Origin of the sequence: Microbulbifer sp. (assembly GCF_036563125.1) — a bacterium.
GTDB lineage: Bacteria > Pseudomonadota > Gammaproteobacteria > Pseudomonadales > Cellvibrionaceae > Microbulbifer.
Genome location: NZ_DATCMV010000009.1, coordinates 39,699 through 63,719, shown reverse-complemented (window position 1 = coordinate 63,719; position 24,021 = coordinate 39,699). Strand labels below are relative to the sequence as shown.

Sequence of the window (24,021 nt, the reverse complement as noted above, 5' to 3'; positions counted from 1 at the left end):
CGGCTCGCGGCGCACGGACGGGCCGAGCCGGTTATCGCTAGCCGGGCTCAGCTTGTAGGCAGTGGGCGCGCGCTCGATTTCGAGGCGCGGCTGGCCGTCGATATACACGAGGTTGAGGCGATCGCCGGGATAAATAAGGTGGGGGTTCTCAACCTGGGGGTTTACCTGCCAGATTTCCGGCCAGTACCAGGGCTGGGACAGGAAGCGCCCGGAGATATCCCAGAGGGTGTCACCCTTTTGGACCACGTAGGTGTCCGGGTGGTCGGGCTTCAAGCGCACGTCTTGCGCCTGCAGGCCAAATGCAACCAGGAGTGTTGCGGCGGCGGCCAGAATTATTTTTTTCATGGAAGCATTCCTATGCTTTTTTGTCGCTAACGCTATCGGCCTTATCGTTTGCTGTGTGGCTATATCGCTATCGCTGAGGGTTTATATCGCTATAATCTCTCAGCGCTGGACCGGTAGCGGCAGTTGCCGCCTGCGAAAGGGGTATATATGACGCCAGCTGGCTTTGTGGCCAGAATGCGGTAACGCCCCCTATCTGCAAAATAGTTCAGCAAATTTCAAGCGCGATCATTATGTTATCAGCGCAAGTTCCACTAAGACTAGAAGTTTGTCACAGGTGTTATGGCCAAACTGGAAATCCTCGAATTCCCCGATCCCCGTCTGCGCAAGGTGGCAGAACCCGTCACCGCGGTTACGGATGAACACCGCACGCTGATTGAGGATATGTTTGAAACCATGTACGACGCGCCCGGTGTCGGGTTGGCGGCGACGCAAATCAATGTGCACGAGCGCATTGTGGTGATCGATGTGTCTGAGGATCAGAGCGAGCCGCTGGTGTTGATCAACCCGGAGGTAGAGGTACTGGACCCGGAGATCCACAAGTACGATGAGGGCTGCCTGTCTGTGCCTGGGTTCTACGAGACGGTACAGCGCCCGCGCAAGATCCGCCTGAAAGCACTGGATCGCAATGGCGAGGCTTATGCATTGGAGGCCGAGGGGCTGCTGGCGGTATGTATCCAGCACGAGATCGACCACCTCGACGGCAAGCTGTTCGTGGATTACATCTCTCCTCTGAAGCGCAATCGTATTCGTTCCAAGTTGGAGAAGGCTCACCGTCAGCGGGCTTGAGTATTTAAGTCGGCCCGGTGGCGTCGGGACACCGGGTTGGGGTTTTCAGGACCAGGCTAGGCGCCCCCCTTAAACCCATCCCTGGGCGTTTCGGCGCAAACATCCTGTTTGCGACGATCCTGAAAACCCAATCCCGGCACCCCGACTTCGCATCTTGTTTCTGGACTTCGTATTCGTGTCCGCCCCTTCTTATCTGAAAGAATTTTCATGAGCCTGAACATCATCTTTGCCGGCACTCCCGAATTTGCCGCGGTACACCTGCAGACCCTGCTCGACAGCGAGCACAATGTTATTGCCGTTTACAGCCAGCCGGACCGCCCCGCTGGGCGCGGCAAGAAGCTGCTGGCGAGCCCGGTGAAGCAGCTGGCGCTGGAGCACAATATTCCGGTGTACCAGCCGCTGACCCTGCGCAATGAAGAGGCACAGCAGGAACTGGCGGCACTGAATGCGGACGTGATGGTGGTGGTGGCCTATGGCCTGATCCTGCCGCAGGTGGTGCTGGATACTCCACGTCTCGGTTGCGTGAATGTGCACGCCTCGCTGCTGCCGCGCTGGCGCGGTGCGGCACCGATCCAGCGCGCGGTTGAGGCCGGGGATGCGGAAAGTGGTGTGGCGATCATGCAAATGGAGGCGGGGCTGGATACCGGCCCGGTGCTAGTGGAGGTGCGCACGCCAATCTCGCCGCGGGAAACCGGCGGCAGCCTGCACGACAAGCTCGCGGGGCTCGGCGGACCGGCGCTGCTGGCGGCGCTCACCCAGCTGGAACAAGGCACCGCGCAACCGCAGGTGCAGGACGACGCACTGGCCAACTATGCTGGCAAGATCACAAAAGAAGAGGCTCGGATCGACTGGCAGCGCCCGGCGGCGGAGCTGGCGCGGCTGATTCGCGCCTTTAACCCTTTCCCGGTGTGCTGGACCGAATTTACCGATGGCAAGGGCGAATCGCAGCGCCTGCGGATCTACAGCGCCCATCTCGAGCAGGGCTGCCACAACGACCTGCCCGGCACCATTCTCTCCGCGGATGACGAGGGTATTCTGGTGGCCTGTGGTCGCGAGGCGCTGCGTCTCACTCAACTACAATTGCCCGGCAAGAAGACCTTGCCGGTGGCGGAGATATTGAAGGGCTACCGCGAGCTGTTCGCCAAGGGCACCATACTGGGCGCTGGCCATGAATGATGCGAGAGCGCTGGCGGCGCGTGTTATCAGCCGCCTGTATCAGGACCGCGGCTCACTGCAGCGACTGCTGCCGTGGGCCGAAAAGCAGGTCGACGACAAAGACCGCGCGCTGCTGCGGGAACTCTGTTACGGCACCGCCCGCTTCGCCCCGCGCCTGGAACTGCTGCTCGGCAAGCTGCTGCGCAAGCCGGTAAAAGATGAAGAGCTGGAAGCGCTTATCTTGGTTGGCCTGTACCAGCTGGAATACACCCGCATCCCGGATCACGCCGCCATCAGCGCCACCGTGGAAGCCGCGCGCGCACTCAAACTGGGCCACGCCAGCGGCGTGGTCAACGGTGTGCTGCGCAATGCCCTGCGGGATAAGGAAGCGCTTACCCGCAAGCTCTCCGGCAACCCCCAGTTCAGCTCCGCACACCCCGAGTGGCTGCAGCAGGCGATCAAGAGTGCCTGGGGCAGTGAAGCCAAGGCCATCTTCAACGCCAACAACAGCAACCCGCCCATGACCCTGCGGGTGAACCAGGCGAAAACCAGTCGCGACGATTACCTCAAACAACTCAACGACGCCGGTATCCCCGCCCAGCCCTGCGAAATCTCCGAGGCCGGCCTGGTGTTGGAAAACCCCGTCGCTGTCACCCGCCTGCCCGGCTTTGACGACGGCCTCGTCAGCGTGCAGGACGAATCCGCACAACTCGCCGCCCAGCTGCTGGCACCGCAGCCCGGCGAGACAGTCCTCGACGCCTGCGCCGCGCCCGGCGGCAAAACCTGCCACCTGCTGGAACTGCAGCCCGACCTCGACCTCACCGCCCTCGACGTCGAAGAAGAGCGCCTCGACCGTGTGATCGAAAACCTCGAACGCCTCGGCATGAGCGCCCAGCTCATCTGCGCGGACGCCGCCGAACCCGAGCACTGGTGGGACGGTGAACAGTACGACCGCATCCTGCTGGACGCCCCCTGCTCCGCCACCGGCGTCATCCGCCGCAACCCGGACATCAAGCTGCTGCGCAGGCCGGAGGACATCACCGAACTCGCCGAGCTCCAGGGCCGCATCCTGCGCGCAATGTGGCGCATATTAAAACCCGGCGGCACCCTGCTCTACGCCACTTGCTCCATACTCCCTGAGGAAAACAGCGCACAGGTGGCGCGCTTCATTGCGGAGACACCGGATGCGAGGGACAATACGCCGCAATTGCTGAACGAACAGCCCTGGGGGCTGCCCCAGGAAGCGGGAATGCAGCTGCTGCCCGGCATCCATGCCGGCGATGGCTTCTACTACGCGAAGCTGGAAAAGAACGTCATAGATAAATAGTTGTTCTGCTGCTGGCCAGCATCGCTTACGCAGCGCAGCGGCAAGAATTGAAGTCGCGGTGCCGGGTGTGGGTTTTCGGGATCGTCGCAAACAGGATGTTTGCGCCGAAGCGCCCAGGGATGGGTTCATAGCGGTCCTGAAAACCCACACCCGGTGCCACGACGCCACCGCACCAGCTTAAAAAGAGCAGCGCGGATAAGGCCAGATAACACAGGCCCCAAAACACCAATTATGAAAATCATCATTCTCGGCGCCGGTCAGGTCGGCGGTTCTCTGGCGGAAAGCCTGGCCTCGGAACGCAACGACATTGTTCTGGTAGACAGTAACGAGAAAACCCTGCGCGAGCTGCGCGACAAGCTCGACATCGGTATCGTCGTGGGTCACGCCTCCCACCCCGACGTATTGCAGGAAGCTGGCATCGAAGACGCCGACATATTGGTAGCCGTCACCAACAATGACGAAACCAACATGGCCGCCTGCCAGATTGCCCACACCCTGTATCGCGTCACCACCAAAATTGCCCGCGTGCGCGCCGCCGCCTATCTGCAGTACCCGGAACTCTTCTCCACCGAAGCCTTCCCCATCGACGTACTCATCAGCCCCGAGCAGATCGTCTCCGAGTACATCGCGCGCCTGATCGAACACCCCGGCGCCCTGCAGGTACTCGACTTTGCCGACGGCCGCGTACAGCTCGTCGCCGTGCGCGCCGTCCAGGGCGGCCCACTGGTCGGCCACCAGCTGCGCTACCTGCGCGAACACATGCCCAAGGTCGACACCCGCGTTGCCGCCGTGTACCGCCGCAACAGCCCGATCATTCCGCAGGGCTCAACGGTGATCGAAGCCGGCGACGAAGTGTTTTTCATCGCCGCGCGCCAGGACATCCGCGCCGTAATGAGCGAACTGCGCCGGCTCGAACACGGCTACAAGCGCATCACCATTGCCGGCGGCGGCAACATCGGCCTGCGCCTCGCGCACAAGCTGGAAAACCGCTACTCGGTAAAAATCATCGAGCGCGATCACGATCGCTGCCTGTTCCTGTCCGAGGAGCTGAGCAACACCATCGTGCTGCACGGCAGTGCGTCCGACCAGGACCTGCTGCTGGAAGAGAACATCGAGGATACCGACGTGTTCCTCGCACTCACCAACGACGACGAAGCCAACATCATGTCGTCGCTGCTGGCCAAGCGCCTCGGCACCCGCAAGGTGATGGCGCTGATCAACAACCGCGCCTATGTGGACCTGGTGCAGGGAGGCGAAATCGACATCGCCATCTCACCACAGCAGAACACCATCGGCAGCCTGCTCACCCACGTGCGCCGCGGCGACATGGTCAATGTGCACTCCCTGCGCCGCGGTGCCGCCGAGGCCATCGAAGTCATTGCCCACGGCGACCGCCGCACCTCCAAGGTGGTGGGCAGGAAAATCGAGGATATCGACCTACCGGAGGGTGCCAGCATCGGTGCCATTGTTCGCGAGAGGGATGGCGAAAGCCAGGTGGTAATCGCCCACGACAACATCGTCGTCGAGACCGACGATCACGTGATCGTGTTTCTTGTCGACCGCCGTCACACCCGACACGTGGAGCAATTGTTCCAGGTCGGCTTCGGCTTTTTCTGACGGTGATCGGTTAAATGCGTCTGGCAGTCATAGCGCGGGTCTTCGGTATTCTGCTGACCGTGTTCAGCCTTACCCTGCTGCCCCCCATCGGGGTGTCCCTGTGGTACGACGACGGTTCCCACACCGCGTTCAGTATCGCCTTCGGTATTACCCTGTTTACCGGCCTGTTCATGTGGCTACCGGTGCACGACCTGAAACAGGACCTGCGCACACGCGACGGCTTCGTGGTGACCTCGCTGTTCTGGCTGATTCTCGGCAGTTTCGGCGCGCTGCCGCTGATCATCAGCCCGCAGCCGGACCTGAGTATCGTGGATTCGATTTTTGAATCCATTTCCGGCCTCACCACCACCGGCGCCACCACCATTGTCGGTCTCGACACGCTGCCGCCGGCGATCCTGTATTACCGCCAGCAGCTGCAGTGGTTCGGTGGTATCGGGGTAATTGTGATTGCACTGGCGATCCTGCCGATGCTCGGCATCGGGGGCATGCAGCTGTACAAGGCGGAAATTCCGGGGCCGGTAAAAGACACCAAGCTCACTCCGCGCATCGCCGAGACCGCGCGCGCGCTGTTCGTGATTTACATTGCGCTCACCGTGCTGTGCGCGATTGGCTACTGGTGGGCGGGAATGAGTGTGTTCGATGCCATCGGTCACTCCTTTTCCACCGTCGCCAACGGCGGCTTCTCCACCCACGATGCGAGTATGGGTTTCTATGCCCACAACAATGCCATCATGGCGATCGCTATCATTTTCATGCTCACCGCGGCGATCAACTTCGGCCTGCACTTTTTTGCCTTCAGCAACAGGACCGTCAAACACTACTGGAAGGATTCCGAGTTCCGTTTTTATGTCCTGATCACCCTCGCTGCATGTGCGATCATCGTCGGCTACCTGTATGTATCCGGCACTTTTGATATGCGCGGCAGCTTCCTGCACGGAGTATTCCAGGTAGTATCCATTGGCACCACCGCCGGTTTCGGTTCGGAAAGTTTTGCGACCTGGCCCGCGTTTCTCCCATATATCCTGCTGATGGTGGGCATCATGGGCGCCTGTGCCGGTTCCACCTCCGGCGGCATCAAGGCGGTGCGCGTGATGCTGATCATGAAGTCCGGCCTGCGTGAGCTGGACCGCCTGGTACACCCGAATGCGGTGGTGCCAATCAAGGTTAACCGCAAAATCGTACCGCCGCGGGTTACCGATGCTGTGTGGGGATTTTTCGCGATTTATATCCTGTCGTTTTTCGTGCTCACCATTGTGGTAATGGCAACCGGCGAGGATTTCGTTACTTCCTTTTCCACGGTGGCCTCCTGCCTGAGCAATATCGGCCCCGCGCTGGGCGATGCGGCGGCACACTATGGCGAGGTAAACGAGGTAGCGAAGGTTTTCCTGATTCTGGCGATGCTCGCCGGGCGACTCGAGATCTTTACGCTGCTGGTTCTGCTGACGCCCGCCTTCTGGCGGCACTGATTATCTTTACTCCAGGGTATCGTGGCGCGCGCGGATGATCTGCCAGTAGCGCGGCACAAACCGGTACAACACCCAGATTTCCAGCAGGCTGCCGATGACGGTCAGCGCCTCCAGGGTGTGGTCAAAAATATTTTCCGCGCCCGATCCCTCGTCAAACAGTTCAATCGCCAGCAGTTCGGCAAACCCCATCCCCAGCACCGCATACACCACCAGCGCCGCCAGTTTCGAAATCCAGTCCGGGGCGATATTGAACGGTTTTTTCAGCCACCCCATCAGCACCGGCATCACGCTCAGCTGTATCGCATAGCGCACCACCACCAGTGCGGTGTACAGGGGACCAATGGCATCGAAATACCACAACAGGGGAATCAGGCAGAGTACGAAAATGCGGTCGACGATGGGATCGAGAAAGGAACCGAAGCGGGTGACCCAGCCATAGCGCCGCGCCAGCTGACCATCCACCAGATCCGTCAGCGCGGCCACGCAGTAGATTACCAGCGCCCACTGGTGCTCGTGAGTCAGCGTCAGCCAGATAATCACGGGAATCAGAGCGATCCGCGAATAGGACAGCAGATTGGGCAAGTGACGCCAGCGCGACGGCGACGGGTCTCTGCCGGCGCCACCTGGGGCGCCCTTGCTTGTGGTCATCGGGGAGGCCGGGGATCTCTCGGTTTACCGCACTCCTACTACGATAGACCATCCGCATCGGATGCGATTGCCGCCACCCGAATCCGACCGTTTCAATCTATTTGCGGTAGATCCCGCTCTTGCCCTCGGGAACCCGGCGGAAGCGTTTGTACTCCCACTGGTATTGCTCCGGCGCCTCGGCGATACAGGATTCGACGCCGCGATTGAGTGCCGCCAGCGAGACCTTCACTTCCTCGCTGAAAATCGCTTGTTCTGCCGGCAGCAGCACCAGCTCGAAGCCGTCTTGCAGCCGTTTGGCAAAGCCGAATACCACCTTGCAGCCGGTGCGCTGGATCAGGTTGTAGGCCAGGGTCATGGTCAGGGTGGGATGGCCGAAGAAGGGCGCGAAGTCGCCGCCGGACAGATCCGGTTCCTGGTCCGGCAGTACGCCGACGATGCCGCCGTCCTTCAGAGCCTTTAACAGCGCGCGCACTCCGCGCACGTTGGTGGGTACCAGATGGGCGCCGGTTTTCTCGCGGCCCTCGCGAATCAACGGGTCCAGCGCGGCGATCTTGGGGGGTGCATACAGGCTGGTGGTGGGGCCGACGGTGGCCAGGAACTGGCCGAAGATTTCCCAGTTACCGATGTGCGGCGCCAGTACCAGTACCCCGCGGCCCTCTTCCACGCCGCTGGTCAGCAGCTGCTGGTTGCGCACCCGCACAATGACATCTTCTGCCCGGCTCCAGGGCTGGCGCCACAGGCTGGCGACTTCGAATCCGGTGATGGCGGTATTGATCACGCTGTCGCGGGCAAGTTTTTCCCGTTCGACTTCCGGCATTTCCGGGTAGCAGCGCAGCAGATTAATACGGCTGATGCGCAGGTTGTTGCCGCGGCTCCATACCACCACGCGTCCCACGGCACCACCTAGGCGGCGCGACCAGCGCAGCGGCAGCCTGCCCACCAGTTTCAGTGCGCCCGCTGCCAATTGGCCTTTGATATCCAAAATCGGTACTTCCTTCTCAAATCCATCGTCGCATCTCGACCCACGGTGGCTGCGACTTTTCAGCATATGCCGGTTTTGTCGCGCCCGCTGTTTAGTGCGCAACCAGCTACCGCTATACTTGCGCCCCTTGTCTTTTCACCCAGCTGAAACCGGAGAGTGTGGTGTCCGAGCAACAAACCAGCGGTTCTGCCCCTGCGCAGGATCTGAGCACCTTTCAGGGACTGATTTTTACCCTGCAGGAATACTGGGCGCGCCAAGGGTGCGTCATTCTACAGCCTCTGGATATGGAAGTGGGCGCCGGTACCTTCCACCCCGCCACCTTCCTGCGCGCCATCGGCCCGGAAACCTGGAATGCCGCCTACGTGCAGCCCTGCCGCCGCCCCACCGACGGCCGCTACGGTGAAAACCCCAACCGCCTGCAGCACTACTACCAGTACCAGGTGGTGATGAAGCCGTCGCCCGCGAACATCCAGGACCTGTACCTGGACAGCCTGCGCGCCCTGGGCATCGACCCGGCGGTACACGACATCCGCTTTGTGGAAGACAACTGGGAATCCCCCACCCTAGGCGCCTGGGGCCTCGGTTGGGAAGTGTGGCTAAACGGCATGGAGGTAACCCAGTTCACCTACTTCCAGCAGGTGGGCGGCCTCGAATGCTACCCGGTCACCGGTGAGATCACCTACGGTATCGAGCGCATTGCCATGTACCTGCAGGGCGTGGAGTCCATCTACGACCTGGTGTGGACCCGCCGCGCCGACGGCACCGCCGTGACCTACGGCGATGTGTTCCACCAGAATGAAGTGGAGATGTCCCACTACAACTTCGAGCAGGCGGACGTGGACTATCTGTTCCACACTTTCGACCACTGCGAACGCGAGAGCCAGCGCCTGATCGAGCTGGGCCTGCCGCTGCCGGCCTACGAGCAGGTAATGAAGGCGTCCCACGCGTTCAACCTGCTGGATGCGCGCCATGCGATTTCCGTAACCGAGCGCCAACGTTTCATCCTGCGTGTGCGCACCCTGGCCCGCGCCGTGGCCCAGGCCTATTTCGACGCGCGCCACGCCCTCGGCTTCCCGCTGGCCACCGAGGAGGCCCGCAATGATGTTCTCGCCCACTTACATGAAAAGCAGGACGCGCAGAAGGAGAAGAAGTAATGGCTCAGGATTTTCTGGTTGAGCTGGGCACCGAAGAGCTGCCCCCGAAAGCGCTTTCTACCCTGATGCAGGCTTTTGCCGATGGTATCGAGCAGGGCCTGAAAGACGCCGAGCTTTCCTACGGCGCGATCAAAGCCTTCGCCAGCCCGCGCCGCCTCGCGGTCGCCGTGAGCGACCTCGCCGAGCAGCAGCAGGACAAACAGATTGAGAAACACGGCCCCGCAGTGGCCGCTGCCTTCGATAAAGACGGCAAGCCGTCCAAGGCCGCAGAAGGTTTTGCCCGTGGCAACGGCGTGACCGTTGACCAGCTGGCGCGGGTGCAGACCGACAAAGGTGAGCGCCTGGCGTTTATCAGCGAGCAGAAAGGTGAGGCCACCGAAAAGCTGCTCGGCGACATCGTCAGCAAATCCCTCGCGCAACTGCCGATTCCGAAGCGCATGCGCTGGGGCGCGCGCAAGGAAGAATTCGTGCGTCCGGTGCACTGGCTGGTGATGCTGTTTGGCAACAAGGTGGTCGACGCGGAAGTGCTGGGCCTCAAGGCCGGCAACACCACCCGCGGCCACCGCTTCCACTGCAACCGCGAACTGGCAGTGGCCTCCGCCAACGACTATGTGCAACAGCTGCGCGAGCCGGGTTTTGTGGTGGTGGACTTTGCCGAGCGCCGCGAGATGATCCGCGAGCAGGTGCAGGCGGAAGCCAACAATGTAAATGGCGAGGCGGTGATCGATGACGCTCTGCTGGACGAAGTGACCGCACTGGTGGAGTGGCCGGTGGCGCTTACCGGCCGTTTTGAAAAACGCTTCCTCGACGTGCCGGCGGAAGCGCTGATCTCCTCCATGAAGGAGCACCAGAAATATTTCCACGTGGTGGACGAAGACGGCAACCTGCTGCCGTTCTTTATTACCGTCGCCAATATCGAGAGCACCGATGCCAAGCAGGTGATCCAGGGCAACGAACGGGTTATCCGCCCGCGTCTCTCCGATGCCGCGTTCTTCTTCGAGACCGACAAGAAAATCAGCCTCGAAGCGCGTAGGGAAAAACTCAAGACCATCGTGTTCCAGCAGAAACTCGGCACCGTCTACGACAAGACCGAGCGCCTCGCCAAACTGGCGGCGGCGATTGCGGAAAAAATCGGTGGCGACTCTGCTCTGGCGCAGCGCGCGGCACAACTGTGCAAATCCGATCTGGTCACCGAAATGGTGTTCGAGTTTGCGGACATGCAGGGCATCGCCGGTTACTACTACGCGGAGAACGACGGTGAGCCACTGGATGTGGCCAAGGCCATGTACGAACAGTACATGCCGAAATTCGCCGGTGACGAACTGCCGGCCACCGAGACCGGCACTATCGTCGCCCTTGCCGACCGTATCGACACCTTGGTAGGTATTTTCGGTATCGGCCAGCCGCCGAGCGGTTCCCGCGACCCGTTCGCGCTGCGCCGCGCCAGCCTGGGCGTACTGCGCCTGTTGGTGGAAAAAAATGTCGACCTGGACCTGCGCGAACTGCTGACGCTGGCCCGCGACGGCTACCCGCGCACAGCTCTGGCCGAGCACGACAATGTGGTCGAACAGACCCTGGCGTACATGATCGAGCGCTTCCGCGCACGTTATGAAGACGCCGGCATCAAGGCAGAAGTCTTCCTCGCCGTTTCCGCGCGCAAACTGTCGCGCCCGCTGGATATCGACAACCGCGTAAAGGCCGTACACAGCTTCAGCCAACTGCCGGAAGCGGAAGCCCTGGCCGCGGCCAACAAGCGCGTATCGAATATTCTCGCCAAGTTGGAAGGTCCGACGCCGAACCAGATCGAGCAATCGCTGCTGCAGGAAGACGCGGAAAAGGCACTGTATGTCGCCCTGAAAGACGCACAGGACGCGGTTGCGCCGCTGTATGCCGAAGCGCGTTTCGAGGAAGGCCTCGCCGGCCTCTCCGGCCTGCGCGAAACCGTCGACAATTTTTTCGACGGCGTGATGGTGATGGCCGACGACGAGCAGCTGCGCAACAACCGCCTGGCCCTGCTGGCGCAACTGCGCGGGCTGTTCCTGGAAGTGGCGGACATTTCCCTGCTGGCACCCGCCAAGTAAGCGCAGAGCGGTAACTGCACCATGGCCATAATCGTGCTCGACCGGGACGGCGTGATCAATCAGCACAGCGATGATCACGTCAGGTCCGCCGACGAATGGGTTCCCATTCCCGGCAGCATCGAGGCCATGGCGCAGTTGAGCCAGGCGGGCCACCAGCTGGTGATCGCCACTAACCAGAGCGGTCTCGCCCTCGGCCATTTCGATCTCGACGACCTGGAAGCCATGCACGCAAAAATGCGTGCGCTGGTGGAAGATGCCGGTGGTGAGATCGCCGCTATTTTTTACTGTCCGCACCGCGATGAAGACAATTGCCGCTGCCGCAAACCCAACACCGGGTTACTCGATGCCATCGAGGCGGAGTTCGATACCAGCCTGCACGACTGCTATTTTGTCGGTGACCGTTTGGCAGATCTGCGCTGTGCGGTGACAAAAGGCTGTAAACCGGTGCTGGTAAAATCCGGTTGCGGCGAGCAAACGCTGCAGACACTGATACAAAATCCCGATCCAGCCCTGATCGAAACCTCGGTTTTCGACAACCTCGAACAATTTTCCGATTTCTTCCTGAATTCCCCCGGCAATTAATTTTGCGACCGGTACTCCGGTACCAGTTACTCTCCTGGTTTCACGATCAGAATTGCGACAAGTTTGTGAAGCGCTCTGTTTTTTTCTGTTGAAAGAAAGCGATTGACGCCAGGCTATTGCCCGCCACTTTTGGTTACCGTAGAAACGATCCAGAGGGATCTGGTGCCGCGCTGTTTAAGGAAAGATAAAAACACGCGCGACACGCTCCACTCTGGATCAGAGGTTGACGGATCGACCGATATCGATGTTTTGCGTAGGAAGGAATCACGCTGAAATTATTGCTGCATTTTTTAGCCCGCCTCGCCGCCGCCGTTCGCTCCGTCGGATTCTCTTCCGCTTATCTCACGGAACCACCTGTTACCACTCGCCACAAGCGGGAGCGGTGCAGGTTTTTTATTTTTTTACGGGGCAAAACTTCATGAATTTTTTGTACACGACTCGCACCCGCTTAAGCGCGTGCAAGTTTTTGGGGGGGATTTTCGCTGGCCTTGTGTTCACTTCACAGGTGCTGGCCGAAGACACCAGTGCGGTTCCCGCACCAGCGGAAAAGCAGAAAAAAACCTACATAGTGCAGCTGGCCGATAAGCCGCTGATTGCCTATGAGGGCGGAATCCAGGGTTACGCGGCCACCAAACCCCAGGCCAGCCGCAAGCTGGATTTTTCCAGCAGCGCCATCAAAGGTTATAAGCAGCATCTCGCCGAACGGCGCCAACAGGCGCTGGAAACAATCCCCGGTGCGCGCAAGGTGCACGACTACCAGGTGGCATTTAACGGCTTCGCCGCACAGATGACCGCCAAGCAGGCGGAGCTGCTGCGCAATCACAAGGATGTGCTCGGGGTTTGGGAGGATCGCCTGCTGAAACCGCAGACCAATTCCACCTACAGCTATCTCGGGTTGAGCGGCACCCCCGGACCCTGGCTGCTCGGCGCCACTGGTGAGGATGTGGTGGTGGGTATTATCGATTCCGGTATTCACCCGGAACATCCAAGCCTGGAAGATACACGCACGCCCAAGCGCGGGCATATTGGTCACCCGATCCTCTATGGGCCTGCACCCGAGCACTTCACCGGTACCGGTTGCGATTTCGGCAACAGCGATTTCAACGCTGCCGATATGCCCTTTGCGTGCAACAACAAGCTGCTCAAGGCCCAGGCGTTTTCCGCCGGGTTTCTGTCGGTCAATGCGCTCGCGGATTACGAGTTTCTCTCGGCGCGCGACGCCGATGGACACGGTACCCACACCGCCACGACTGCCGCGGGTAATTTCGGCGTGGAGGGTATGATGTACGGCAATGCTACCGGTACCCTCAGCGGTGTCGCGCCGCGCGCGCGGGTTGCGGTGTACAAGGTGTGCTGGGATGCGCCCAATCCCGATAACAGCGGTTGCTTCTCCTCGGACTCCATGGCCGCGATCGACCAGGCGGTAGCTGACGGCGTCGACGTCATCAACTTTTCCATTGGCGGCTCTGGTACCAACTTCAACGGGCCAGATGATATTGCCTTCCTGTTTGCCGCTAACGCCGGTGTCTTCGTGGCGGTATCCGCCGGCAATTCCGGGCCCGGCAACGGAACCATCGGCACCCCATCCGGCGTACCCTGGGTGACCTCGGTGGGGGCCGCGGAAGATAACCAGAGCTTTGGCACCGGGCTCGAACTCAGCGTGCCGGGAGAACTTGCCGGTATTTTCGAAGGCCTGCAGGGCTCAGGTCCGGTGGGGCTGGCAGACGCCGGTGCGATTTCTGCGGATATCGTCAACGCGGAGCCGCTGCATGGTTGTAATCCGTTCAGCAACGCCGAAGCGATGAATGGCAAAATCGCGCTGGTGGTACGCGGCACCTGTTCGTTCAGTATCAAGTACAACGAGGCAGCTGCCGCGGGCGCCCGCGCGATCGTGGTGTATAACGATGGCCTGACGCCTGACCGTATGGATCCCATCACCATGTCGGCACCGGGCACAACCATTCCCGGTATCATGATCCGCCATCCTGATGGTGTTGCGCTGGCGGCAGTTGCGGAAAAGGCAGGCACCCTGAGCCCGGAAATTCAGGTATCTCGCGACAATCGCATCGCCGGGTTTTCCTCGCGCGGCGCCAACGGCGGCGCACCCGACATCATCAAGCCGGATATTACAGCACCCGGTGTGAGCATTGTTGCCGGTATTTCCCCGGTCGGCTCCGGCGAAATTTTCGGTGCCCTGAGCGGAACGTCCATGGCGAGCCCGCACATTGCCGGTGTATTCGCTCTGCTGAAACAGGCTCATCCGGACTGGACCGCTGCAATGGCGCGCTCCGCGCTGATGACTTCCGCGCGCCAGAATATGAAGAAGTCTTTTGGCGAAATCGCCGCGGACCCCTTCGATATCGGCGCGGGTATGGTGCAGCCCGCGAACGCATTTTTCCCGGGACTGGTGTATGACGCGGGCCTGCTGGATTATTTTGCGTTCCTGTGTGGCGCCCAAAATCAGCCGCAAATGTTGAGTGCCGCGGACTGCAGTTATCTAGAGGCCAACGGCTTCTCCGCCGACTCGTCGGATCTCAACCTGCCCTCTATCGGTATCGCCGAACTGGTGGGCAAGCAGACCGTCACCCGCCGGGTTACCAGTGTCGACCCCGGCACCCAATGGTACTGGGCAGAGGTGGATGCACCTGTCGGAGTCACCGTCGAGGTATCTCCTCGTATCCTGCGCTTGAAACAGGGGGAGACCGCGACGGTTGAAATCACCTTCAGTGCCACTTCCGAGGCGGTACAGGGGCAGTGGACATTCGGCGAGCTCCGCTGGTCCCAGGGTCTGCGCAAAGTGCGCAGCCCCATCGCTGTGCGACCGGTTCCGATAGCCACCGCCGCAGCGGTGACCGGCAGTGGCAGTTCCGGCAGCCTGCAGATCCCGCTTCTTTTTGGCTACGACGGCGCTTACACAGCGACGTTAAACGGCCTGGCGGAGGGTATGCCTTTCCCGGGTGCGGTGGCCGATGGTGCCAATGATCTGATTTTTTTCGAGATTCCCGCGGGTACCCGCTTAAGCCGCATTGCACTGTTTGATGCAGACACCGGAGCTGGCGACGGTGCCGATGATCTGGACCTCCAGGTTCTTGGGCCACAGGGCGCCGGCTGGCCGCTGGTCGGCAGCAGCGGCTCGCCGACCTCGTCGGAACAGGTGGATATCGCCAATCCTGCGCCCGGTCTCTACGCGGCGTTCGTGATCGACTATGCAAGTGCGCCGGGGCCGACCGCCTATACGCTGTTCAATTTCAATTTGCACGGCAGTGTGGGCAACACTGTGTTGGATGGGCCGGCAACTGCCAACGTCGGGACTTCTGGCAGTCTGGGTCTGGAATGGGAAGGACTCAGTAGCGGTACCCGCGCACTGGGTCTGGTAACACACCAGAATGCCGGCGGTGTTATTGCCACCACCGAAGTGATGATCGACACCCAGTAAGCAAGCACCTACGCCAGCTTATAAAAAAGCCCGGAGGCCGTAAGGCGTCCGGGCTTTTTTGTGGTGGGGTGGTCTGCGGGATTACAGCACTTCGGCCCACAGGTCGTATTCATCCGCATGGGTGACTTCCGCCCACACCTTGTCACCGGGGGCGAGGTTGGTTTCTCCGTTCAGGTACACCATACCGTCGATTTCCGGGGCGTCTGCCCAGGAGCGGCCGATGGCGCCCTCTTCGTCCACCTCGTCGATCAGCACTTCGATCTTGCGGCCGATCTTCTGCTGCAGGCGCGCGGCGCTGATTTGCTGCTGGTGCGCCATAAAGCGCTCCCAGCGCTCCTGCTTCACCTCTTCCGGTACCGCACCTTCCAGTTCGTTGGCCGGCGCGCCGTCTACCGCGGAGTATTTGAAACAGCCAACGCGGTCCAGCTGCGCCTCGCTCAGCCAGTCCAGCAGGTACTGGAAGTCCTCTTCGGTCTCGCCGGGGAAGCCCACGATAAAGGTGGAGCGGATGGTGAGTTCCGGGCAGATCTCACGCCACTTTTTGATACGCGCCAGGGTCTTGTCCTCGAACGCCGGGCGTTTCATGGCCTTGAGTACTTTCGGGCTGGCGTGCTGGAACGGGATATCCAGGTACGGCAGCAGTTTGCCCTCGGCCATCAGCGGAATCACATCATCCACGTTCGGGTACGGATATACGTAGTGCAGTCGCACCCACACACCCATGGATGAGAGCGCTTCACACAGCTCCAGCATGCGGGTCTTTACCGGGCGGCCATCCCAGAAGTCCAGCTTGTACTTCAGGTCCACGCCGTAGGCGCTGGTGTCCTGGGAGATCACCAGCAGCTCCTGTACCCCGGCATTCACCAGACGCTCCGCCTCGCCCAGCACCTCGCCCACCGGGCGGCTCACCAGTTTGCCGCGCATGCTGGGGATGATGCAGAAGGCACAGGAGTGGTTACAGCCTTCGGAGATTTTCAGGTAGGCGTAGTGGCGCGGGGTCAGTTTGACGCCCTGCGGCGGTACCAGGTCGATAAACGGGTCGTGGTCGGCCTTCGGCGGAACCACTTCGTGCACCGCGTTGACCACCTGCTCATATTGCTGAGGACCGGTAACGGACAGCACGCTGGGGTGCGCCTGACGAATGGCATCTTCTTCCACGCCCATACAGCCGGTGACGATCACCTTGCCGTTTTCGTGCAGTGCCTCGCCGATGGCGTCGAGGGACTCCTGCTTCGCGCTGTCGATAAAGCCACAGGTATTGACCACCACCACGTCGGCGTCCTCATAGGAAGGCACAACTTCGTAGCCCTCCATACGCAGCTGGGTGAGGATGCGCTCGGAGTCCACCGTCGCCTTGGGGCAGCCGAGGGAGACAAACCCTACCTTGCCCGGGCCGGTTTTGCCCGGCTCCACGACGGTTGCACCACCAGTCACTGATTTGTCTGCACTGCTCATGAGCGTCCTCATACCGGCGCCGCGGGGCGCCCGTCACCATTGATTAAAAAGCGGGCAATTCTAACGGGCGAAGGTGGGCTTGCATAGCACAGCGGTGAACGACATTCACCGCGATCCGGGGAAATACGCACGGTAAGTACTATGGTTGTCGCTGCAGATATGAATAGTCACGATTCCTCGGCCGGCAGTGTAATTGGCACTTGTGTTCCCCCGGTCGGATAACAACAATGGCGCCCCGCCTCAATCACCGGAGCCCTGCCGTGCAACAACTGATACTCAACCCCCGTGCCGAACGCCGCCTCAAGATGGGTCACCTGTGGATCTACAGCAACGAGGTGGATACCAAACGCAGCCCGCTCAAAGGCCTGGAGCCCGGTGAGCAGTGTGAGATTCTCGACAGCAGCGGCAAGGGCCTGGGCTATGCACTGGTGAACCCCAACCAGCTGATCTGCGGTCGCCTGGTGTCGCGCAAGGATCCCTTCACCGCCAAGCAGCTTAAGCGCCGCCTGGAGTCCGCGCTGGCACTGCGCGAGCGCTACTTCCCCCACCCCAGCTACCGCATGGTCTACGGTGACTCCGACGGGCTGCCGGGCCTGGTGGTGGACCGTTTCGGTGATTACCTGGTGGTACAGGTCAGCAGCTGGGGGATGGAGCGCATGCTCGGCGACATCGTCGATGCGCTGGTGGCGCTGGTAAAACCCACCGGTATCCTGCTGCGCAACGACCACCAGGGTCGCAAGGTAGAAGAGCTGCCGGAGGTCTGCGAGGTCGCCCACGGCGACGTGCCGCAAATGGTGCCATTCGAGGAGAACGGTGTGCCGCTGCTGGCACCGGTGTACCAGGGACAGAAAACCGGCTGGTTCTACGATCACCGCGACAACCGCGCGCGCCTGAACCAGTGGGTTAAGGGGCTGAATGTGCTCGACCTGTTCTCCTACGCCGGCGGCTGGGGTGTGCAAGCACTTGCTCACGGTGCTGCGCAGGTCACCTGTGTGGATGCCTCAGGCCAGGCGCTGGACTGGTGCGAGGAGAATGCTGCACTGAACGGGCGCAAGGACGACCTGGTGACCATCCAGGGCAAGGCGGTGGATGCCATGAAGGAACTGATCAACGAGGGCCAGCGGTTCGACGCCATCGTGCTCGACCCGCCCGCGTTCATCAAACGCCGCAAGGACCAGAAATCAGGCGAGGCCGCCTACCGCCACATCAATGAACTGGCGCTGCGGCTGCTGGAGAAAAATGGCCTGTTGGTGAGTGCATCCTGTTCGATGCACCTCGAATCCGACACCTTGCTCGAGATCCTGCGCGGCGCTGGCCGCCACCTGGACAAGAACATCAGCATCATCGGCAGCGGTGGCCAGGGTGCAGATCACCCGGTGCACCCGGCGATTCCCGAGACTCGCTACCTGAAGGCGCACTTTGTACATCTGTCTGCTGGCAGTGTCTATTGAGCGATACCCGAAATATAAAACCCGGCACTCGCCGGGTTTTTTATTTGTAGATGAGCGATGCGGACCGGATCAGAAGGTGTAGGTGACACCGACAGTGGCGGTACGCGGACGGTTGGCGCGCGCGCCATCCGGTGCGCGGTTGATGATCGCCTGCTCATCGAACAGGTTGTCCACTTTGACTGTGCCCACCAAGTCCTGACCAAAGTCATAGTGCGCGGCGAGGTCCACCACCCACAGGGATTCGGTGAAATCGTAGCGGTCAGTGGCGCCGCGGTTGCAGCTGTTGTTTACACACATTTCATCCTGATAGGCGGCACTGACGTTCACACGCCATGCAGCGCCACTGTCGATGCCAGTGGTGATGGCGAAAACATCTTCCGGCAGGTAAGCGAAGTTGTCGCCGGCCAGAATCGAGCCATCGTCGCTATTGTGGGTGACCTGGGCGTCGGTCCAGGTGTAGCTTGCACTTACCGGGACGGACCAACCGTTGCCGAGAGACCACTGGGTGCCGATGGAGGTCTCCAGCCCTTTGATTTCAGATTCGCCCAGCTGGTAGCTGCCACTTTCCGCGCCATCGGGACAGGGTACGGCAATGGAGCAATTCTGGATGGCGTTCTCGTAATCGCTGAAGAACGCCACAACCTCCGCCCGCAGATTGCCGTTATCGTAGCGTCCACCCCACTCATAGTTGGTGGAAAGTTCCGCGCCCGCGCCATTGCTGGCATCCGCACCGGGAGGCGCGAAACCGCGGTGAACCCCAGCCAGTAGGGTTACTTCCGGGGTCAGCGCGTAGGTGGCACCCAGGCCGGGCAGCCACTCATCGAGGGCATTGCCGCGGCTGCTGCCCCTTTCGTTGCGGTCGACATCGTTGTAGCGCTGCTGCGCCGTCTCGATATCCTCATAGCGCAGCGCTGCGGTCAGCGCGAGCTTGTCAGCGAGCTGGATCTGGTCGTAGACAAACAGGGAGTTTGCGGTTGCGTCCTCGACACGGTTATCACTGGCGCCGGGGTTGCGGGTGTTGCGGTAGACCAGCTCGCCATTGACCTGGCTGTAATCCTCGCTGGGCTGGAAGCGATCAACTTCGTCCCAGTGGCGGCGCACGCCAATTTCCAGCTCGTGGCCGACGGTGCCGGTGGCAAACTGCAAGTTAGCGCTTACTTGCGCGCCGCGCGCTGTGTACTCGCGGTTGTTGTGCTTGATGCTGAAGTCATAGTCCATGGTGCCATCGAGTACCGCCTGCGCATCCGCATCGCCATTGTTGGCCGCAGTGATCAGTCCACCGAGGCCAACCTTGAACCAGTCGCGCTTGAACTTGTTCTGGTACACCTGGGTGTCAACGCTGAAGTTGCCGCTAAACGCGATGCTGTGATTCAGCTGTACGGTACTGTGGCGATTTGCCATTTCGTCCAGTGCGCTGATGCCGTAGCGACGGTTCGGGTCGGCGGCGAAATCCTCGTCGGTGAGCCCCAGATAGCTCATGCCGGATTCCTCTTCCGAGTACTGCAGCTTGATATCGAGCTGCTGCGCGAACTGCGCACCCTCGGCAGACTTCAGGCGTCCCTTCAGCAGATAGTCTTCCTTGCTGATATCGGCGCTGTCAGCGCGGTCGATTTCGCGGAACCCATCCGCGTGCTGCTGATGGGTTTCCACCAGCCAGCCAGTGGTGTCAGAGCTTTCGCCGTAGTGAGCGTGCAGGCGGCGCTCGCCAAATTCACCGGCGGACAGTTTCACCGTGCCGGCCTGGTCTTCAGGAATCACGGTACTCAGCATGTTCACCGCGCCACCCACCGTGAACGGGCCGTATTTCAATACGCCGGGGCCCTTCAAGACCTCGATGGCGCTCAAACGACCTGCGGTTGGGAAGTAGTAGGCTTCCGGTCCCGAGTACGGTGCAGGAGCCACCAGAACACCGTCTTCCAGCAGCGAAATTTTTCCTGAACGACCGCCGTCGGCACCACGGATGCCAATATTTGGGCGCAGGCCGTAGCCATCCTCTTCGCGCAGGTAGATACCGGGAACGGCGCGCAGCATACGATTGATATCGACGTGGTTAAATTTTTCGAGCTCCTCAGCACTGACCAGGTGCGCAGATCCAGGCAACCGTTCGATCAGTTCGGCACTCCCCAGTACCGAGACTGTTTCCAGCAATTCTCCCGCTTCATTCGCGCTGGCGTTTACGGCGGAGACAGCCGCCACAGCAAATGTGAGCGGGGTTAGGGAAAAGCGGCGCATTGTTTCTCCAGACTTCAATTATCATTAACGTTACGAATGATAATAATTGTTATTTAATTGCGCCTCTTTATCAAGACTATAGCGATTTCAAATGAACTTTTATGGGGCATCGGCCTAGATTGTTTGATTCGTGAGCGGTAGTTGTGGCCGTCTTCGATTGGCGCTGACAGATTCGGATCCTAGTATTGCCAGCTACATTCCCCGGCTCTCGGAGAATCTATGCTAAGACCAATACAGGAATCCGATATCGAACACCTGTTGCAGCTGTGGTTGCACCTGGCCTGCAGCAGTCACCCCAGTCTGCCGGTGAAGTTCTGGTCTCCACAGGGGCGCCTGTTGCGGCGTCAGCTGGCGTCGCAGTGCCGCCATCAGCAACTCCTCTGTGGTTCAAACGGCACCGTTTATTGGGTCTATACCCGTCCCGGTAGTGATGTCGCCGAGGGCCTGGTGGCCATCACCGACAATGTGCTGGTGGAGACCATTTTCGTTTCGCCGGCGCAACAAGGGCGCGGTGTAGGCAGCGAGCTGATGTTCCAGGCCAAGTTCGGGCGACTACAACTGGCAGTCAGGGTATTGGAGGAGAACCTGAGCGGGCGCTATTTCCTGCAGCAGCACGGCTTCGCGGAAACCGAGCGCCATTTCAACCGGGCGGCCAACCAGGACGAGATCTGGATGAATTGTCGGGTGGCGGTCTGAGCGCGGGTTCCTGCGCCCATTAGTGCCTGGCCTGGAGCCAGTTATCAGCCAATAAAAAACCCGATCGGCTGTTTGCGGATCGGGTTTTTTATTGTGTGCCTATGGTGTTGATTTACACGTCGAGGTTTTCCACCGCCAGCGCGTTGCTCTCGATGAACTCCCGGCGCGGTTCCACCTGGTCGCCCATCAGGGTGGTGAAGATCTGGTCGGCGGCGATCGCGTCCTCAACCGTCACCTGCAGCATGCGGCGGGTTTCCGGATTCATGGTGGTATCCCACAGTTGCTCCGGATTCATCTCACCCAGACCTTTATAGCGCTGGATGCTGTAACCACGGCGGCTCTCGTTCATCAGCCACACCAGGGCTTCCGGGAAGCTGGTGATCGGCTGTTGCTTGTCGCCGCGCTGGATGTAGGCGCCCTCTTCCAGCAGCCCCTGCAGCTTTTCACCGAGCTGACAGATGGCGCGGTACTCTGCCGAGTCGAAGAAGTCGTGACTGACCGTGTAGCGGCTGCTGACGCCGTGGGCAACGATATCCACGGTGGGCAGGTACAGGTTGCGCTCGCTGTCGTGGCTGACGGAAACCTGATGGCGACGGCCGCCGCCCTCACCTCCCGCCTCTTCCAGCTGTGCCTGCAACTGCGCGACCCACTGCTCCATGGTGTCGCGGGATTGCAGGGCGTCAGACTTGAGGCCAGGCAGGTACACCATGCTCTTCAGCACTTCCTGGGGGTACAGGCGTGACAGGCGGTCGATGGTGGCCATTACCGAGCGGTATTCTTTCACCATGGATTCCAGCGCGCTGCCGGAGAGGCCCGGTGCTTCCGGATTCACGAACAGCGACGCGTTTTCCAGTGCGGCGTTGGTAAGGAATTGGGTCAGTGCCGCCTCATCCTTCAGGTACTGCTCCTGTTTGCCCTTGCCGATCTTGTACAGTGGCGGCTGCGCAATGTAAATGTGCCCGCGCTCGATCAACTCCGGCATCTGGCGGAAGAAGAAGGTCAGTAGCAGGGTGCGGATGTGTGCACCATCCACGTCGGCATCGGTCATGATGATGATGTAGTGGTAGCGCAGTTTGTCCGGGTTGAACTCGCTCTTGCCGATGCCACAGCCGAGTGCAGTGATCAGCGTACCCACCTCTGCACTGGACAGCATCTTGTCGAAACGGGCCTTTTCCACGTTCAGGATCTTGCCTTTCAGCGGCAGGATGGCCTGGGTGCGGCGATCGCGGCCCTGCTTGGCGGAGCCACCGGCGGAGTCACCCTCCACCAGGTAGAGTTCGGACAGGGCCGGGTCTTTCTGCTGGCAATCCGCCAGCTTGCCGGGTAGACCGGCGATATCCAGCGCGCCCTTGCGGCGGGTCATCTCGCGCGCCTTGCGCGCCGCTTCCCGCGCCCGTGCGGCATCGATCATCTTGCCTACCACGGCCTTGGCATCCTGGGGGTTTTCCAGCAGATAGTCGTTGAAGGACTGGCCCATCTCCTGCTCTACCGCCGGTTTTACCTCCGAGGAAACCAGCTTGTCCTTGGTCTGGGAGGAGAATTTCGGATCCGGGACTTTTACCGAGATGATGGCGGTCAGACCCTCGCGAGCGTCGTCACCGGTGGTGGCGACCTTGTCCTTTTTGCCCACCCCTTCCTTTTCGATATAGGTGTTGAGGCCGCGGGTCAACGCTGCGCGGAAGCCCGCCAGGTGGGTACCACCATCGCGCTGGGGAATGTTGTTGGTGTAGCAGTAGATATTTTCCTGGAAGGAATCGTTCCACTGCAGTGCAACTTCCACGGAAATGCCGTCTTCACGCTGGTTCTGGAAGTGCAGCACCTTGTTGATCGGGTTCTTGTTCTGGTTCAGGAACTCCACGAACGCGCGCAATCCGCCCTCGTACTCGTATACCTCTTCCTTACCGCTGCGCTCGTCTTTCAGCACGATACGCACACCGGAATTAAGGAAGGACAGCTCCCGCAGGCGCTTGGCGAGCTGCTCGAAGTGGAATTCGATGTTGCTAAAGGTGGCCGGAGACGGCTTGAAGTGCACGGTGGTACCTGTACCCTCGGTGTCACCGATCACCTTCAGGGGCTCGTCAGGTACACCGTGGCGGTAGATCTGCTCATGGATCTTGCCGCCGCGACGGATGGTCAGCTTGAGCTCCTCGGACAGTGCATTCACCACCGAAACACCCACGCCGTGCAGACCGCCGGAAACCTTGTAGGTGTTATCGTCGAACTTACCACCGGCATGGAGTACGGTCATGATGACTTCCGCCGCTGAAATCCCCTCTTCCGGGTGAATTTCTGTGGGAATGCCACGGCCATTGTCCGCAACACTTACCGATTCATCCGGATGGATAATCACGCGAATTTCGTCGCAGTGGCCGGCAAGGGCTTCGTCAATCGAGTTATCCACCACCTCGAACACCATATGGTGGAGGCCGGTGCCGTCATCGGTATCGCCGATATACATTCCGGGGCGCTTGCGCACCGCATCCAGGCCTTTCAATACCTTGATGCTACTGGAATCGTAGTTATTCTCTTGCGACATTCTGTTGCTCCATTAACGCCGGCACATGGCCAGGCCTGTCATATTCAAACTGTTGTCCATATATCCCCCCCG

Annotated in this window: 17 protein-coding genes; 11 read left to right on the top strand and 6 right to left on the bottom strand. The window is 60.5% G+C overall.

Translation table 11 applies throughout. From position 1 onward, the window contains the following. A partial coding sequence (locus VIL80_RS00800) for a LysM peptidoglycan-binding domain-containing protein (RefSeq protein ID WP_332034266.1) occupies positions 1-345 on the bottom strand: 345 nt, incomplete at its 3' end. Positions 346-624: 279 nt separating this feature from the next. Between VIL80_RS00800 and def the strand changes: the two genes are divergently transcribed. The 5 genes from def (at position 625) to VIL80_RS00775 (ending at position 6,696) form a co-directional block, all read left to right on the top strand. Then, entirely contained in the window at positions 625-1,131 is a 507-nt protein-coding gene (gene def, locus VIL80_RS00795; protein ID WP_332034265.1) for a peptide deformylase, read from the top strand. 207 nt (positions 1,132-1,338) lie between these two features. Then, positions 1,339-2,307 (top strand): methionyl-tRNA formyltransferase, encoded by a 969-nt coding sequence (gene fmt / locus VIL80_RS00790; protein WP_332034264.1) that lies wholly within the window; start codon positions 1,339-1,341, stop codon positions 2,305-2,307. Next, positions 2,300-3,613 carry a 16S rRNA (cytosine(967)-C(5))-methyltransferase RsmB gene (gene rsmB / locus VIL80_RS00785; RefSeq protein ID WP_332034263.1) on the top strand — a complete coding sequence of 438 codons (1,314 nt, stop codon included), beginning with the start codon at positions 2,300-2,302 and terminating at the stop codon, positions 3,611-3,613. Before fmt ends, rsmB begins: the two co-directional genes overlap by 8 nt. 231 nt (positions 3,614-3,844) lie before the next feature. After that, positions 3,845-5,230 carry a Trk system potassium transporter TrkA gene (gene trkA, locus VIL80_RS00780; RefSeq protein ID WP_332034262.1) on the top strand — a complete coding sequence of 462 codons (1,386 nt, stop codon included), beginning with the start codon at positions 3,845-3,847 and terminating at the stop codon, positions 5,228-5,230. A gap of 14 nt (positions 5,231-5,244) precedes the next feature. After that, positions 5,245-6,696, top strand: coding sequence for a TrkH family potassium uptake protein (locus tag VIL80_RS00775; protein ID WP_332034261.1), 1,452 nt, complete (start codon positions 5,245-5,247; stop codon positions 6,694-6,696). Between the two features lie 6 nt (positions 6,697-6,702). Here the strand turns inward: VIL80_RS00775 and VIL80_RS00770 are convergent, their stop codons facing one another. Both VIL80_RS00770 and VIL80_RS00765 read right to left on the bottom strand, forming a co-directional pair. Next, complete coding sequence (locus VIL80_RS00770) at positions 6,703-7,344, bottom strand: CDP-alcohol phosphatidyltransferase family protein (protein ID WP_332034260.1); 642 nt, start codon at positions 7,342-7,344, stop codon at positions 6,703-6,705. Positions 7,345-7,441: 97 nt separating this feature from the next. Next, positions 7,442-8,326 carry a lysophospholipid acyltransferase family protein gene (locus tag VIL80_RS00765; protein WP_332034259.1) on the bottom strand — a complete coding sequence of 295 codons (885 nt, stop codon included), beginning with the start codon at positions 8,324-8,326 and terminating at the stop codon, positions 7,442-7,444. 161 nt (positions 8,327-8,487) lie between these two features. Here VIL80_RS00765 and glyQ point away from each other — a divergent pair, with 161 nt between their 5' ends. From glyQ to VIL80_RS00745, 4 genes are all read left to right on the top strand, one after another. Continuing rightward, positions 8,488-9,480 carry a glycine--tRNA ligase subunit alpha gene (glyQ, locus tag VIL80_RS00760; RefSeq protein WP_332034258.1) on the top strand — a complete coding sequence of 331 codons (993 nt, stop codon included), beginning with the start codon at positions 8,488-8,490 and terminating at the stop codon, positions 9,478-9,480. Beyond that, the gene (glyS, locus tag VIL80_RS00755) at positions 9,480-11,561 is read left to right on the top strand and encodes a glycine--tRNA ligase subunit beta (protein ID WP_332034257.1); all 2,082 of its coding nucleotides are present in this window, start codon (positions 9,480-9,482) and stop codon (positions 11,559-11,561) included. Before glyQ ends, glyS begins: the two co-directional genes overlap by 1 nt. A gap of 21 nt (positions 11,562-11,582) precedes the next feature. After that, positions 11,583-12,143 carry a D-glycero-beta-D-manno-heptose 1,7-bisphosphate 7-phosphatase gene (gmhB, locus tag VIL80_RS00750; RefSeq protein WP_332034256.1) on the top strand — a complete coding sequence of 187 codons (561 nt, stop codon included), beginning with the start codon at positions 11,583-11,585 and terminating at the stop codon, positions 12,141-12,143. Between the two features lie 490 nt (positions 12,144-12,633). Continuing rightward, complete coding sequence (locus tag VIL80_RS00745; RefSeq protein WP_332034255.1) at positions 12,634-15,579, top strand: S8 family serine peptidase; 2,946 nt, start codon at positions 12,634-12,636, stop codon at positions 15,577-15,579. A gap of 81 nt (positions 15,580-15,660) precedes the next feature. On the opposite strand, the gene rimO is transcribed toward VIL80_RS00745, so the two are convergent. Then, positions 15,661-17,034 (bottom strand): 30S ribosomal protein S12 methylthiotransferase RimO, encoded by a 1,374-nt coding sequence (rimO, locus tag VIL80_RS00740; RefSeq protein ID WP_332034254.1) that lies wholly within the window; start codon positions 17,032-17,034, stop codon positions 15,661-15,663. A gap of 227 nt (positions 17,035-17,261) precedes the next feature. Between rimO and VIL80_RS00735 the strand changes: the two genes are divergently transcribed. After that, on the top strand, positions 17,262-18,485 hold the full coding sequence (locus tag VIL80_RS00735) for a class I SAM-dependent rRNA methyltransferase (RefSeq protein WP_332034253.1): 1,224 nt from the start codon (positions 17,262-17,264) through the stop codon (positions 18,483-18,485). A 69-nt stretch (positions 18,486-18,554) separates the two neighbouring features. On the opposite strand, the gene VIL80_RS00730 is transcribed toward VIL80_RS00735, so the two are convergent. Continuing rightward, complete coding sequence (locus tag VIL80_RS00730) at positions 18,555-20,717, bottom strand: TonB-dependent receptor family protein (protein ID WP_332034252.1); 2,163 nt, start codon at positions 20,715-20,717, stop codon at positions 18,555-18,557. Between the two features lie 219 nt (positions 20,718-20,936). Here VIL80_RS00730 and VIL80_RS00725 point away from each other — a divergent pair, with 219 nt between their 5' ends. Continuing rightward, positions 20,937-21,413 carry a GNAT family N-acetyltransferase gene (locus tag VIL80_RS00725; RefSeq protein ID WP_332034251.1) on the top strand — a complete coding sequence of 159 codons (477 nt, stop codon included), beginning with the start codon at positions 20,937-20,939 and terminating at the stop codon, positions 21,411-21,413. Between the two features lie 112 nt (positions 21,414-21,525). Here VIL80_RS00725 and gyrB read toward each other — a convergent pair whose 3' ends face one another. Continuing rightward, a complete protein-coding gene (gyrB, locus tag VIL80_RS00720) occupies positions 21,526-23,949 on the bottom strand; it encodes a DNA topoisomerase (ATP-hydrolyzing) subunit B (RefSeq protein WP_332034250.1) in 2,424 nt (807 codons plus the stop codon). Positions 23,950-24,021 lie beyond the last annotated feature (72 nt).

Coding starts and splice junctions, on each gene's coding strand:
- trkA (WP_332034262.1), top strand. CDS start 3,845: ATGAAAATCATCATTCTCGGCGCCGGTCAGGTCGGCGGTTCTCTGGCG.
- VIL80_RS00775 (WP_332034261.1), top strand. CDS start 5,245: ATGCGTCTGGCAGTCATAGCGCGGGTCTTCGGTATTCTGCTGACCGTG.
- gmhB (WP_332034256.1), top strand. CDS start 11,583: ATGGCCATAATCGTGCTCGACCGGGACGGCGTGATCAATCAGCACAGC.
- VIL80_RS00725 (WP_332034251.1), top strand. CDS start 20,937: ATGCTAAGACCAATACAGGAATCCGATATCGAACACCTGTTGCAGCTG.
- rimO (WP_332034254.1), bottom strand. CDS start 17,034: ATGAGCAGTGCAGACAAATCAGTGACTGGTGGTGCAACCGTCGTGGAG.
- VIL80_RS00735 (WP_332034253.1), top strand. CDS start 17,262: ATGGCGCCCCGCCTCAATCACCGGAGCCCTGCCGTGCAACAACTGATA.
- rsmB (WP_332034263.1), top strand. CDS start 2,300: ATGAATGATGCGAGAGCGCTGGCGGCGCGTGTTATCAGCCGCCTGTAT.
- glyS (WP_332034257.1), top strand. CDS start 9,480: ATGGCTCAGGATTTTCTGGTTGAGCTGGGCACCGAAGAGCTGCCCCCG.
- VIL80_RS00770 (WP_332034260.1), bottom strand. CDS start 7,344: ATGACCACAAGCAAGGGCGCCCCAGGTGGCGCCGGCAGAGACCCGTCG.
- def (WP_332034265.1), top strand. CDS start 625: ATGGCCAAACTGGAAATCCTCGAATTCCCCGATCCCCGTCTGCGCAAG.
- gyrB (WP_332034250.1), bottom strand. CDS start 23,949: ATGTCGCAAGAGAATAACTACGATTCCAGTAGCATCAAGGTATTGAAA.
- VIL80_RS00730 (WP_332034252.1), bottom strand. CDS start 20,717: ATGCGCCGCTTTTCCCTAACCCCGCTCACATTTGCTGTGGCGGCTGTC.
- fmt (WP_332034264.1), top strand. CDS start 1,339: ATGAGCCTGAACATCATCTTTGCCGGCACTCCCGAATTTGCCGCGGTA.